Source organism: Streptomyces sp. HM190, assembly GCF_009857135.1.
In the GTDB taxonomy this organism is placed as follows: domain Bacteria; phylum Actinomycetota; class Actinomycetes; order Streptomycetales; family Streptomycetaceae; genus Streptomyces; species Streptomyces heilongjiangensis.
The window spans coordinates 851,772-865,354 of record NZ_CP047318.1; the positions used below are offsets into that span (position 1 = coordinate 851,772).

Consider the following 13,583-nt stretch of genomic DNA (forward strand, 5'->3'; position numbering starts at 1 on the left):
CCGCCCGCCTCGCGGCGCCCGGCACGCGCTCTCGCCGTGACGGGCTCAGCGGCGGGCGTGGCGGGGGGCCAGGAGGCCGGCGTCCCGGGCGCCGGCGATCATGCGGAGCGACTTGCGGCGGCTGTGCCCGGTCGCGCACATCACCGCGAGCACCGGGTCGTACCCCTCCCGCTGCGCGGTGAGGTACTCCTCCGCGACCAGCCGCCGCCCCTCCGTGCCCCGCGGCCAGGCGGGTCTGGCCCGGCGGGCGGCGGCGTACCGGCTGCCCGGCGCGCTGCCCTCGACCGGGCCGGACGCGGTGCCGCACGCCCCGAAGAGCGGGCCCTCGATCCAGTCGGCCAGTTCCGCCAGGTCGTCCAGGGACAACGGCGGCTGGGCCCGGACGTCCTCCAGGGACAGCCGCCCCCCGGCCACCACGGCGAGTACGTCCACCCGGGCCCCGTCCGGGAAGTCCAGCCGGGCGTTGAACCAGGCGGTGGCTCCCCCACCTTCCTGCACCTCCCACGCGGGCCACACCGAGACCGCACCGTCCTGCCAATGCCGATCAGAAAGGTTGAGAAAGGAAGCTTCAAGCACACACGAAACGTAAGGGAGTGATCACAATCGTTCGGCGCAGCCACGCCGAGCACCCCCTCCCCCGGCGGCCCGCGCGGTGCGATCCTGGAGGCATCAGCGATCTCCTCGCGTAAGGAGTTCCGCCGTGCTGCGTGTCGCCGTCGTGGGTTCGGGACCGAGCGGGTGCTACACCGCCCAGAGCCTCGTCCAGCGGGACCCCGGAGTCCTGGTCGACGTCCTCGACCGGCTGCCCTGCCCCTACGGACTGGTCCGGTACGGGGTGGCGCCGGACCACGAGAAGATCAAATCGCTCCAGGACAACCTGCGCGCCGTGCTGGAGGACGAGCGGGTGCGCTTCCTCGGCGGCGTGCAGGTGGGGCCGGGGGGCGTTCCGGTGGCGCGGCTGCGGGAGCTGTACCACGCGGTGGTGTACTGCGTGGGCGCCGCCACGGACCGCCGGCTCGGCATTCCGGGCGAGGAGCTGCGGGGCAGCTGGTCGGCGACCGAGTTCGTGTCCTGGTACAGCGCGCACCCGGACGCCGTGGCCGGCGGCTTCGTCCACGGCGCCCGTAGCGCGGTGGTCATCGGCGTCGGGAACGTCGCCGTGGACGTGACGCGCATGCTGGCGCGCGGCCCGGCCGAACTCGGCCCGACCGACATGCCGCAGTCCGCCCTCGCCTCGCTCGCCTCCAGCCAGGTGTCCCGCGTCCACATGGTGGGCCGCCGCGGGCCCTCCGCGGCGCGCTTCACCACCAAGGAGCTGCGCGAGCTGGGCACCCTCCCGGACACCCAGGTCACCGTCAACCCGGCGGAGCTGGAGATGGACCCGCACTACGTCGACCCGTCGGCGCTGCCCGCCGCGCAGCGCCGGAACATCGAGGTCCTGCGCGGCTGGGCCACCGCGCCGGCGCCCGGCGGCCGCCACCGCGTCCGGCTGCGGTTCTTCCTGCGCCCGGTGGAGCTCCTCGCCGACGGCGACCACGTCTGCGGCGTCCGGCTGGAGCGCACGCGGCCGGACGGCCGGGGCGGTCTCGTCGGCACGGGCCGGTACGAGGAGATCGAGGCCCAGCTCGTACTCCGCTCGGTCGGCTACCGCGGCGTGGCCCTGGACGGGCTCCCCTTCGACGCCGAGCGGGCCACGGTCCCCCATGCGGCGGGCCGGGTCCTGCGGGAGGGCGTGGCCGCTCCGGGCGAGTACGTGGCCGGGTGGATCAAGCGGGGCCCGACCGGAGTGATCGGCACCAACCGTCCCTGTGCCAAGGAGACGGTGACCTCGCTGCTGGCGGACAAGCCCGTGCTCCTGCGCCGCACGGTCCCGGCAGATCCACTGGCGGCACTGCGCGCGGAGGGCGTCCGCCCCGTGGAGTGGTCGGGCTGGCAGGCGATCGAACGGGCGGAGGCGGACCTGGGGGCGTCCCTGGGCCGCGGCGTGGTGAAACTCCCGGACTGGGAGTCGCTGTTGACGGCCGCTCGGGGCGGGGCGCAGGACAGTCCTTGAGGGCTGAGTGGTTCAGCCGTCGCCGAGGTCCCGGGCGGTCTGCCGGGCGGCGGCGTCCAGGAGGGCGCCCAGCAGGCCGGGGAAGAGGCCGTCGAGGTCGTCCCGGCGCAGGCCGTTCATCTTGGCGGTGCCCCGGTAGACCTGGCGGATCACCCCGCTCTCGCGCAGCACGCGGAAGTGGTGGGTGGTCGTGGACTTGGTGACCGGCAGGTCGAAGTACGAACAGGACAGCTCGCCGCCGCCGGCGGCGAGCTCGCGCACGATGCGCAGCCGCATGGGGTCGGCGAGCGCGTGCAGCACGGACTCCAGGCGGATCTCCGCGACCTCCGGGTGAGGGAGATCGCGACTGCTGACGGCGGGCGAGGTCACGAGGGCTCCCTTGCGTCGGTACTTCGGGGGGTCCATTGTACGAGAACTCTCGTAGTTTGACATTCACCGTACTACGATGGCTATCGTACGAAGCATCGAGTCCTACCCGACCCGTGTCGGCATCCCTGACGATCGGAGTCCGCCGTGAGCGTGCTGTTCGAGCCCTACCGCCTGCGTGAACTGACCATCCCGAACCGGGTGTGGATGCCTCCGATGTGCCAGTACTCGGCCGCGCCGGAGGGCCCCGGGACGGGTGCGCCGGGCGACTGGCACTTCGCGCACTACGCGGCGCGCGCCACCGGCGGGACGGGCCTGATCATCGTCGAGGCGACCGCCGTGGCCCCCGAGGGCCGGATCTCCCCCTACGACCTCGGCCTCTGGAACGACACGCAGGTGGAGGCGTTCCGCCGGATCACCCGGTTCCTGAAGACGCAGGGGACGGTGCCGGCCGTGCAGTTGGCGCACGCGGGACGCAAGGCGTCCACCGAGCGGCCCTGGCGGGGCGGGGCCCCGGTCGGCCCGGACGCGCACGGGTGGCAGCCGGTCGCGCCCAGCGCCGTGCAGTTCGACGAGAAGCACCCGGTGCCGGACGAGCTGACGATCGAGCAGATCCGGTCCGTCGTCGGGCAGTTCGCGGAGGCGGCCCGCCGTGCGCTCGCCGCCGGCTTCGAGGTCGTCGAGATCCACGGCGCCCACGGCTACCTGATCAACGAGTTCCTGTCCCCGCACTCCAACCGCCGGACCGACGCCTACGGCGGCTCGTACGAGAACCGGATCCGCTTCGCGCTGGAGGTGGTGGACGCCGTGCGTGAGGTGTGGCCGCAGGACAAGCCGCTGTTCTTCCGGGTCTCCGCCACCGAGTGGCTGGAGGAGGGCGGCTGGACGGCGGACGACACCGTCCGGCTCGCGGCCGAGCTGAAGGCCCACGGCGTGGACCTCCTCGACGTCTCCACCGGCGGCAACGCCTCCGGCGTCCGCATCCCCGTGGGCCCCGGCTACCAGGTGCCGTTCGCCACCCGTGTCCGGGAGGAGGCCGGGATGCCCGTCGCGGCGGTGGGCCTGATCACCGAGCCCGAGCAGGCCGAGAAGATCCTCGCCAACGGGGAGGCCGACGCCGTGCTGCTCGGCCGCGAGCTGCTGCGCAGCCCCTCCTGGGCCCGGCAGACCGCCCGGGAACTCGGCGGCGAGGTGCACGTCCCCGACCAGTACCACCGGTCGGTCTGACCTCCGCGGCCCCGGCAGGCACGCGGTGGGCCTCAGGCGGGGCTCGGCTCGGCCGCGGCGCGGCTCCGGGACCGCACCAGCCGCTGCACCGTCCTCTCCAGGTCGGGCAGGGCCCGCTGGCCGGCGGCCGCGAGGGCGATCGCCGCGGCGACGCCCGCCCAGGCGAGCGGGCCGAGCGGGGTGCAGCCGAAGAAGTGGCTGGCGCCCGGGATCTGTACGAGGACGACGAGGGCGGCGGCGGAGCCGAGGGCCGTGGTGCGGACCAGCGGGCTGTGCCGGCGGTCGACGAGGGTCTGGGCCAGCTGGGTGCCGACCACCCCGCACAGGGCCATCGTCGTGGACCGGCGCGCGGTGCCCGGCGTGAAGCGGCCGGCCAGCCAGGCGAGGGTGGCACCCAGACAGGTGGTCAGGGCACGCTGGCGGATCTGACGCATGAGAGGCGCGCCGAGGAGGCCGGTGCCCAGCGGCTCCGTGCCCGGGGCGGCGCCCTCGGTGCCGCCGCCGTTCGCGGTGCCCGGCTCCTCCTTGGGGGTCACCGCCACCGCCATCGCCGGGAACAGGTCCGTGAACAGGTTCACCAGCAGCATCTGGCGGGTGGACAGCGGGGCACGTCCGGCGAGCAGCGTGCCGAGGATGCCGAAACCGACCTCGCCCGCGTTGCCACCGACGAGGATGGCGACGGCGTCGGTGACGCTGTGCCACAGGGAGCGGCCCTCGGCGACCACCTCGATCAGCACCGACAGGTCGTCGTCGGTCAGCACCAGGTCGGCCGCGTTCCGGGCGGCGGCGGAGCCGCGGGCCTGGATGCCCACACCGATGTCGGCGGCACGGATGGCCGCGGCGTCGTTGGCGCCGTCGCCGACCATCCCGACCACCCGGCCCGCGTCCCGCAGCGCCTCCACGACCTGGAGCTTCTGCTCCGGCGCGACCCGCGCCACGACACCGGTGTCCCGCAGCAGCCTCGCCCGTACGGACCGGTCGGCGCAGGCCAGTTCGTCGCCGGTGACGACGGTCGTGTCCTCGGGCCAACCGAGTTGGGCGGCGATCGCGCGGGCGGTCTGCGGGTGGTCGCCGGTGAGCATGACCGGTCGTACGCCCGCCTCGCGCAGCCCGCGCACCAGCTCGGTGGACGTCTCGCGCGGTACGTCGGCCAGCGCGATCAGACCGGTGAACTCCAGGTCGTCCAGCGGCGCTTCGAGGGCGGCCGAAGGTTCCTCGCCCGCGCGCAGCGGGCGTTCGGCGACCGCGAGGACGCGCAGACCGTCGCGGGCGAGCGACTGCGCGGTTCCGGACGCGTGGCCGGGGAGCTCGGGACAGGCGGGCAGGACCGTCTCCGGGGCACCCTTGACCACCAGCACGGGGGTGCCGTCGCCGGTCGCGCCGACGGCGGCGGCGTAGCCGCGGGCTGCCTCGAAGGGCCGGCCCTCGGTCTGCGCCCACCGCGGGTCGGGGCCGGCCGCGTCCAGCACCGCCTCGTCGGTGGCGTGCACCGGGCGGTTCGAGCCGCCGTTCAGGCGGGGGCAGGCGCGGGCGGCGACGCGCAGGGTGCGGGCCGCCCCGTCGGCGGTGGTGTCCTCGACGGTGCGGACCGTGCCGTCGGCCTCGCCGACGCGGACCAGGCGGAGGCGGTTCTCGGTGAGGGTGCCCGTCTTGTCGAAGCAGACGGTGTCCATGCGGCCCAGTGCCTCCAGGGTCCGCGGGGTGCGCACGAGGACACCGCGGCGGCTCAGCCGACGGGCCGCCGACAGCTGTGCCACCGTGGCGACCAGCGGCAGCCCTTCGGGGACGGCGGCCACGGCCACCGCGACACCGCCGCTCACCGCCTCCCGGATGGGGGTACCGCGCAGCAGCGACAGACCGGTCACGGCGGCGCCACCGGCCAGGGTCAACGGCAGTGCCTTGCGCGTGAGTTCATGGATCTTGGCCTGGACACCGGCGGACGGGGGCGTGCGCGCGGCCAGGGCGACGGCGCGCGCCGCCTCGGTGCGGTCGCCGGTTCCGACGACGACGGCCCTGGCCTGGCCCGCCACCACAGTGGTGCCCTCGAAGACCATGCAGCTCCGGTCCGCGACCGGCGCGCGGGGGGTCGGCGCCGTCTGCTTGTCCACCGGCAGGGACTCCCCGGTGAGCGCCGACTCGTCCACCTCCAGGCCGTCCTCCCACAGCAGCCGGGCGTCGGCGGGCACCACGTCGTCCGCCTCCAGTTCGATCACGTCGCCGGGGTCGAGCACGGCGGCGTCCACGGTCTCGGCCGCGGCCGACGCGTCGGCGGCGGGCGGGCTGGTCGGCTCCTCCGGGCCCAGCGGCGCGACACGGGCCTTCCGCTGCTGGTCGGCGAGCAGCCCGGACAGCGCCCGTTCGGCGCGCAGCCGTTGCAGACCGCCGACCAGGGCGTTCAGATCGAGCGCGCCGAAGACAAGGAGGGCGTCCACGACGGAGCCGAGGATCGCGGAGGCCGCCGAGCCGACCGCCAGCACGGGGGTGAGCGGATCGTCCAGCTCCCCCCGGACGGCCCGGGCCAGATCGACGGTCCAGCGCAGGGGGGCCGCGGCGGGCGTGTGGCCCACCGTCTCGGCCACCTCGTGCAGCCGGCCGGCGGCCTGCTCGGCCACGGTGGTGTCCTTCTCCTCCTCGTCGGCCGCGTGGTCGAGCCGGTCGAGGACGTCGTCCGGGGGGAGCGCGTGCCAGGCCGTCCGCGGCCGGGGGTGCGGAGCCCGGGCCAGGGCCACGCCGAGAGCACCGCGCACACCGCTGAGCAGGGCCGTCGCGGCGCCGACGTCGACGGGGACGTGACGCAGCCCGGGCAGGCGGGCGCGACGGCGCGCCCCGTGGGTCTCGCCGACGGCCACGAGCAGTCCGGACAGGGCGGCGCCGGACCGGGCGAGGGTCTGCGACCTCCGGCTCACCGCACGGGCCGCGGGTACGGCCGTCAGCAGCCGCCACACGTCGGCGGGACCGTTGAGGGCGAGGACGTCCGCACCCCAGACGACGGCGGAGTCCCGGTCCGTGAGGGCGACGGCCACATCCCCGGCGAGCAGACCGTCCAGGAGGTCCGTGCCGCCCGGCGCGGGGGGCGCGGCCGGCCGGACGGCACCGTCCCGGTCCTGGTCGAGGGCGCCGCCGGCGCGTACGTCCGTGCCATCGTCCCCGGCAGGGGCGCCGTCGTCGGGGGCGAGGGTGGCGTCGTCCCGTACACGGGTGTCCTCGGCGCCCGTCCCGGGGGCGGAGGAGGGGAAGCGGGCGACCGTCAGGACGGTGGCGCCCTCGTCGCGCAGGCCCCGGACCACCTCGCGCAACGGGCGGTCCCCGGTCACGACCTGGTCGGCGAGCCCCGTGAAGTCGCGCAGCGCCGGGTCGTCCACCATGACGACGGCGAGCCGGGCCCGGCGGGCCGCGTCGAGCACCGTCTCGGCCCAGGGGTCCGCGCCCGCGCCGGGGTCCCGCAGCGCGCTGGAGTGCAGCACGACCGTGTCGACGGTCTCCAGCCTCCGCAGCCGCTCGGGGTCGCGGACCAGGACGCCGCCCCGGGCGAGGGCCCCGCCGAGGACGTGGTGGAAGGCGGCGGGGCCGTAACGTGCGGCCTTGGGCGAACCCGAGAGGACGGCCTCGGCGGCCTCCTTGCCGTCGTGCTTGACGAGCAGGGTCGCCGCGGCGCCCAGCACACTCCCGGTCGAGGCGTGGGAGGCGTACTCCTGGGCGGGGGTGGAGCGCAGGGGCGGCCGTACGGCGGGGCGCGGGGGCGGGCCGACCCGCCGCGGGGTGCACACCTGGTCGTGGACGGTGTCGAAGGCGGTCGCACGGGCCAGGGTCTCTCCCAGCTGGCAGGCGCGCAGCGCCCCGTCGAGCAGCAGGGCGATCGGGGTCTGGCCCGCACCGTGGACGGCGGCGTTGGCCGTGGCCAGCAGCACGTCCATGCGGGACGGGCCGAGCCGGTCGCGCAAAAAGGCCCGGAAGCGGGGGTTCTCACGCAGCAGCGTCACCACCGCCGTGACCAGGCGCGGTGAGCGCGGCAGCCGCAGGAACGAGCCGGCCAGGGCGACGCCGGCGCCGAGGGTGTCGGCGGCGAGGGCCGCCGCGGCGGCCCGAGTGGCGGCCGGGTCGCCGGGGTGGGCGTATCCCACGTCGCCCTCGTCGGCGTCCTCGTCGGCCGGCCGCAGCCCGTGCCGGGCGGCGAGGTCGACCGCCTCGTCCACCACCGTGTCACCGAGGGCATCCTCGGCGGCGGCCACCACCAGACGTGCCAGGCCCCGGTCCCAGTAGGCGAACGCCACGTCCGGCCGCTCGGCCAGTGCGGCCGCCACCTTGCGGGCCGCGTGTTCCGTGCCGCCCTCGCGGTGAACCCGTTCGGGTGTCTCGGGCCGTAGCGCGAGGTGGGCCCGCGCGCCGGAGCGCCAGGGGCGCGCGTCACGGGGCAGCGCGGTGCGGGCGACGCGCACCGCGCTGTCCGCGCTCCGGACTCCCGCCCGTGCCGTTCCGGCCACCGCTCCCGCGGCCAGGCCCACGGCGGGGCCGGCTCCCCGGGCGAGGAGCCGGGGCCCGGCCAGCGCGAGCCCGGTGGCGGCGGCCGTCGTAAGCGTCAGCAACCCCGACCGCCCGCTGCTCCCCCGCTCCGCCTGTGCATCACCCCACCGGCCACCTCGTGCCATGGCTTTCCCTCACCTCACGCGTGATGCGCTTCCGGGGAAGCCGGGTTCCCGCGAATCGGCCCGTCACCCATGCGTCTGCGACAGAAGGGACGGATGGGACGGATGGGGCGCAGTACGGGGTACGGGGCGGACGGACGACCGCGGAGGGGGCCGGTCACGGCGTGCGGCCGTGACCGGGGTGACCGGGGCCGTCAGGAGTTGCCGGGGCCGTCGGGGTGACCGGGGCCGTCGGGGTCGCGTGCGGTGTGCCTCACCTCCGCTGGAGCAGCCGGGCCGGGACCGTATCGGCGAGGACGCGGTAGCCCGCCGGGTTGAGGTGGAGCCAGTCGCCGTCGTGGAGGTCCGGCCGGAGCCGGCCGGGGTTGTGCGGGTCGCGGACGGCTCGGTCGAAGTCGAGGACGGCGTCGAAGCGGCCGCTGCCGCGGATCCAGGTGTTGACGGCCTGCCGTGCGTCCTCGCGGTGCCCGTCCGGGTCGTCGTACAGCGTGTTGCCGTCGAACGGGAGCAGGGTCGCGCCGTACACGCGGATGCCCCGGGCGTGGGCGCGGACGATGATCTGGTCGTAGGCGGCGATCAGGTCGGCCGTGACGCGTCGCTGGGCGGCGGGGGTGGCCTCGGCGGTTCCGATGTCGTTGACGCCCTCGAAGACGATCAGCTGTTCGACGGCGCTGTGGGCCAGGACGTCGCGGTCCAGTCGGGCGAGGGCGTTGGGGCCGAGGCCGTCGTTGAGGACGCGGTTGCCGCCGGCGGCCTGGTTCACCACGGCGATGCCCCGCGTGGCGGGCCTCTGCTGCAGGCGGTCGAAGAGCTGGTCGGGCCAGCGGTCGTTGCCGTTGGTGGTGGAGCCCCGGCCGTCGGTGAGGGAGTCACCGAGGACGGCGACGGCGGTGGTGGCGGGCCGGGAGAGGACCTCCACGTCGCTGAGCAGGTACCAGTGGTTGGTGGGGGTGGCGCCGGGGAGGTCCTCGTCCCGGGTGCGGTCGCCGTGCTGGAGGTAGGAGGTGGTGCGGGAGCCGGGGTGCGAGGTGAGGGCGAGGGATGCCTGCCCCTCGGCCAGATACGTGGTCACGGTGAGGTTGGAGCCGGGCCGCACCGTGAAGTCCAGCGGGTCGGAGACCACCTGCGCGCCGATCGGCACGGTCGTGGCGTCGCGTCCGCCGAACGTCACCGTCCGGGTGGTGCCGGGCTCGACGGCGTCGACCCCGGCCTGCCCGCCCTCTGGCAGGGCGACGGTGACCGCCGTCAGCGGCAGCGCGGTGCCGCCGAAGGCGTTGGAGAACCGCAGCCGGACGCGGTCGCCGCCGGTGGTGACGCGCACCGTCTGCCGCAGGGTGCTGTCGACGAGCACGGCCCGGTCGCCGGTGAAGGGCACCGGCGGCATGTTGTACGTCTCGGTGAGCTGCGGCATCGCCGACCAGGTGTTGACCCAGTGCCGGGCGGCCGTGGCCGTGTCACCGGTTCCGGCGCCGGCGGTGCCCTGCGGGCTCCTGACGAGCGCCACCACGGCGGAGGACGTCACGACGAGGGCCAGCGCGAGGACGCAGGCGGCGACGAGGTGGGCGAGCGACACGCGACTCGACGGCTTGGACGGCTGCACGGGCGATGCCTTTCTCCGGGAACGGGGCTTGGCTGAGCGGCGCCTGGCGTGGAGGGGGCCGGCTGGGAGCGCCTGGCGTGAGGGGCGACGCCGAGGCGCGCAACGGTGCACGGTGCGCCGGGCGCGCGCCCGGTCGGCACGCCCCCGGTGGTGGGCACCCACTCGTGCCCCGGCGGGGCGGGCCGGCGGGACAGACGCGGCCCGCCCCGCGGAGGGTCCGGGCGGTGGGTGTCACGGCGTTTCCGGACCGGCCGGCCCGACGGCCAGTGCCGGCATCCGGCATCCGGCATCCGGCATCCGGCATCCGGCATCCGGCATCCGGCATCCGGCGCGATCGTGGGGTCGGCGTCGGCGTCGGCACCGCGCGCGATCGGGAGGTCGCGGGTGACGTCGGTCGCGGTCACGGCGCCGCTCGCCGGGCCGTACGTGGCGCACCGGCCGGTGACGGGCCACCGGTCTGCCCTCCCCTCGGCGTCGGCCGAGGGGAGGGACACACTCACTGGCCGGTGATGCCGAAGAAGGTCAGCACGCGCTGGCCCATGCCCCAGGCGTACACGTTGTGGCCGACGCCCTGCATGCTGATGGCCTCGACGGGGGCCCGGTCACCGGTGCCGCCGTAGCGGGTGCGGGTCCAGCCGTTCTGGGGCGAGTCGGTGGAGCTCGGTGTCTGGCCGACGCCGCGCACGTTGGTCCACTGTTTGATCTCCTCCCCGAAGTTCGGGTACCGCAGCACGTCGTCCTGGGTGCCGTGCCACAGCTGCATCCGCGGCCGGGGGCCGTTGTAGCCGGGATAGGCGCCGCGAACCAGGTCGCCCCACGCCTGCGGGGTGCGGATGATCCTTCCGCCCGCGCACTCGCTGTTCCACTCGGAGCCGTTGGTGGTGGCGAAGCACGCGAACGGGACGCCCGCGAAGGCGGCGCCCGCGGCGAACACGTCGGGGTAGTCGCCGAGCAGGACGTTGGTCATCATCGCGCCGGAGGAGATGCCGGTGGCGAAGATCCTGCTGGTGTCGGCGTTGTAGGTGCGGACCGTCCAGTCGACCATCGACTTGATGCCCACGGGGTCGCTGCCGCCGCCCCGGCGCAGCGCCTGCGGCGAGGCCACGTCGAAGCACTTGCTGCTGCGGGTGACGGACGGGTACACCACGATGAAGCCGTAGCGGTCGGCGAGCGAGGCGTACTCGGTGCCGCTGTACATGGCGGGCCCGGAGCCGGTGCAGTAGTGCACGGCCACGACGACCGCCGGTTTCCTGGCGACGTTGTTCGGCACGTACAGGTACATCTGCAGGTTGCTCGGGTTCTGCCCGAAGTTGGTGATCTGGGTGAGCGCCGCGCGCGGCGCGGCCGAGGCAGCCGGCGCGGTGAGCAGCGTGGCCGCGAGTAACGGCACCAGGGCGGCGAGCAGCGCGACGAGGACTTTGCGGAGCGGTCGGCGTGCGGTGCGGTGGGGGGGTCGGGGCACGTCGTTGTCCCTTCAGCGGGCCGGGAGGGAAGCGTCCGCCGAGCATCGTGACATGCACATGGCCGCCCTGGAAGCGCTCCCACACGTCGAAAGAATTCGCTCCCACCGCACCACCGGGAGCCCTCGCGCCGAACCGCCGACCGGGGAGCCCGCTCCACCTGGGGCGCTCCATGGTCTTTTGCGCGAGGCGTTGACTAGAAAGCGCTTGCCCTCTACGTTCCGTTCAGCAGTGTGAACCAGACGCCATCGCCCGCCTGACGCGGACGACGACGCCTGCACGGCGTCTGCCTGCAAAAACGCACCACACAGGGAGTCGAGCCCCCCATCCCGACTCCTCGACCCGCCCCCGGAAGTCAATACCGCGCACAAGGTTCACTTACATGAACAGCCTGTTCTAGCTGAAGGGACGCACCCCCATGCGTACCGTCCCCCCACGTACTCACGCGCGGCGAACATCCCTGATGGCCGCGAGGGCCGCGGAGACGTCGCCGATCGGCTACGGCGCCGGCACCACCGGCGGTGGCGGCGCGTCCCCGGTCACCGCCCCGACCCCGGCCGCCTTCAAGAGCGCCGTGGCCGGTGACGCGGCGAAGGTCGTCCGCGCCAGCGGTCTGACATCGCTCAGCGGACAGGTCGACAGCGGCTCCCGCACGACGGTACCGGGCGTGGGGTCGTCCTCCGGGTTCACCGGCAGCGGCCTGCGCGTCAAGGAGAAGACCAACGCGGTCATCCGCAACCTGAACATCACCAAGCCGGTCGCCCCCGCCGACGGGATCACCGTGCAGGAGTCGACGAAGGTGCGGATCGACCACAACTCGTTCTCCGCCGACCGCGATCACGACAAGGACCACTACGACGGCCTGCTGGACATCAACCACGGGTCGGACAACGTGACGGTGTCCTGGAACACCTTCAAGGACCACTTCAAGGGCTCACTCGTCGGCCACAGCGACGACAACGCCTCCGAGGACACCGGCCACTTGAAGGTGTCGTACCACCACAACCGCTTCAGCAACGTCTATTCGCGCATCCCCAGCCTGCGCTTCGGCACGAGCCACTTGTACAACAACTACGTGGACGGCGCCGAGACCGCCTGCCACTCGCGCATGGGCGCCCAGATGCTCGTGGAGAACAACGTCTTCCGCAACACGAAGGTCGCTGTCACCACGAACCGCAGCAGTGGCGTGGACGGCTACGCCAACCTGCGCGGCAACGACCTCGGTGGGGCCGCCACCGAGATCTCCCGGACGGGGACGTTCACCTCCCCGCCGTACGGCTACACCGCGGAACCCGCCTCCTCCGTCGTCGCCTCGGTGACGTCGGGCGCGGGTGCCGGAAAGCTCTGACAACCCCCCAACCGCTCGGAGACAGAAGGAATCGGGACATGACTTCTGCGGCACGTACGCGCGCCCGCACGCGCGCACTGACCGGGACGATGGCCGCGTTCGGCCTTTCGTTTGGCATGATCATGACTAGTGGCGCCACTCCGGCGAGCGCCGCCACGTGGCCGTCGGCCTCCGGCAACCAGCCGGTGACCTCCACCATCTCGGTGTCCGGCGTCCGCGACGGCGGCATGAAGCGCTACTACGGCAGTGGCGATCTGGCCGGAGACGGCCAGGAGGAGGGCCAGGACCCGATCTTCAAGCTCGCGGCCGGCGCGACGCTGAAGAACGTCATCATCGGCGCCCCCGGCGCCGACGGCATCCACTGCGAGGGCAACTGCACCCTGCAGAACGTGTGGTGGGAGGACGTCGGCGAGGACGCCGCGACCTTCCGCGGCGGCTCCACCTACACGGTGACCGGTGGTGGCGCCAAGAAGGCCGCGGACAAGGTGTTCCAGCACAACGGGCCGGGGACCCTGAACATCTCCAACTTCGCGGTCAGCGAGTTCAAGACGCTGTACCGCTCCTGCGGCGACTGCTCCACGCAGTACACCCGCAAGGTGAACCTCAGCAACATCGAGGTCACCGGAACGGGATCCACCGCCCGGCTCGTCGGCATCAACGTCAACCGCGGCGACGTGGCGACCCTGCGCGGGATCACGATCCTGAACGACAGCAGCCGCAAGGTCGTCCCCTGCCAGAAGTACAACAACAACACGGCCGTCGGTACGGGCCCCGACAGCACCAACTGCCTGTACTCCAGCTCGGACATCACCTACAGGTGAGGCCGCTCGTCACCCACCGGTGAGTCCACTCCCCACGGCCGGACGGAGCCTCCCCCACGGGCCTC

8 protein-coding genes and 1 pseudogene are annotated in these 13,583 nt (G+C 74.1%); 4 read left to right on the top strand and 5 right to left on the bottom strand.

Features of this window, described 5'->3' with window-relative positions:
• Nucleotides 1-45: 45 nt before the first annotated feature.
• A complete protein-coding gene (locus GSY65_RS03150) occupies nucleotides 46-576 on the bottom strand; it encodes a DUF6214 family protein (protein WP_159765840.1) in 531 nt (176 codons plus the stop codon).
• Between the two features lie 124 nt (nucleotides 577-700).
• Between GSY65_RS03150 and GSY65_RS03155 the strand changes: the two genes are divergently transcribed.
• Nucleotides 701-2,053 carry an FAD-dependent oxidoreductase gene (locus tag GSY65_RS03155; RefSeq protein ID WP_159765841.1) on the top strand — a complete coding sequence of 451 codons (1,353 nt, stop codon included), beginning with the start codon at nucleotides 701-703 and terminating at the stop codon, nucleotides 2,051-2,053.
• A 12-nt stretch (nucleotides 2,054-2,065) separates the two neighbouring features.
• Here the strand turns inward: GSY65_RS03155 and GSY65_RS03160 are convergent, their stop codons facing one another.
• Nucleotides 2,066-2,422: an ArsR/SmtB family transcription factor gene (locus GSY65_RS03160; RefSeq protein WP_201452438.1), complete on the bottom strand. Its 357-nt coding sequence runs from the start codon at nucleotides 2,420-2,422 to the stop codon at nucleotides 2,066-2,068.
• A 144-nt stretch (nucleotides 2,423-2,566) separates the two neighbouring features.
• Here GSY65_RS03160 and GSY65_RS03165 point away from each other — a divergent pair, with 144 nt between their 5' ends.
• Entirely contained in the window at nucleotides 2,567-3,646 is a 1,080-nt protein-coding gene (locus tag GSY65_RS03165; RefSeq protein WP_159765843.1) for an NADH:flavin oxidoreductase/NADH oxidase, read from the top strand.
• A gap of 32 nt (nucleotides 3,647-3,678) precedes the next feature.
• Here GSY65_RS03165 and GSY65_RS03170 read toward each other — a convergent pair whose 3' ends face one another.
• From GSY65_RS03170 to GSY65_RS03180, 3 genes and pseudogenes are all read right to left on the bottom strand, one after another.
• The gene (locus GSY65_RS03170) at nucleotides 3,679-8,292 is read right to left on the bottom strand and encodes a cation-translocating P-type ATPase (RefSeq protein WP_201452439.1); all 4,614 of its coding nucleotides are present in this window, start codon (nucleotides 8,290-8,292) and stop codon (nucleotides 3,679-3,681) included.
• A gap of 250 nt (nucleotides 8,293-8,542) precedes the next feature.
• Nucleotides 8,543-9,889, bottom strand: a complete 1,347-nt coding sequence (locus GSY65_RS03175) for an SGNH/GDSL hydrolase family protein (protein ID WP_159765844.1) — start codon at nucleotides 9,887-9,889, stop codon at nucleotides 8,543-8,545.
• A gap of 508 nt (nucleotides 9,890-10,397) precedes the next feature.
• A pseudogene (locus GSY65_RS03180) lies at nucleotides 10,398-11,351 on the bottom strand (extracellular catalytic domain type 1 short-chain-length polyhydroxyalkanoate depolymerase); the annotation flags it as partial.
• Nucleotides 11,352-11,767: 416 nt separating this feature from the next.
• Between GSY65_RS03180 and GSY65_RS03185 the strand changes: the two are divergent.
• Together GSY65_RS03185 and GSY65_RS03190 are read left to right on the top strand one after the other, a co-directional pair.
• Complete coding sequence (locus GSY65_RS03185; protein WP_159765845.1) at nucleotides 11,768-12,697, top strand: pectate lyase family protein; 930 nt, start codon at nucleotides 11,768-11,770, stop codon at nucleotides 12,695-12,697.
• A 38-nt stretch (nucleotides 12,698-12,735) separates the two neighbouring features.
• Nucleotides 12,736-13,518 carry a pectate lyase gene (locus GSY65_RS03190; RefSeq protein WP_159765846.1) on the top strand — a complete coding sequence of 261 codons (783 nt, stop codon included), beginning with the start codon at nucleotides 12,736-12,738 and terminating at the stop codon, nucleotides 13,516-13,518.
• Nucleotides 13,519-13,583: the final 65 nt, after the last annotated feature.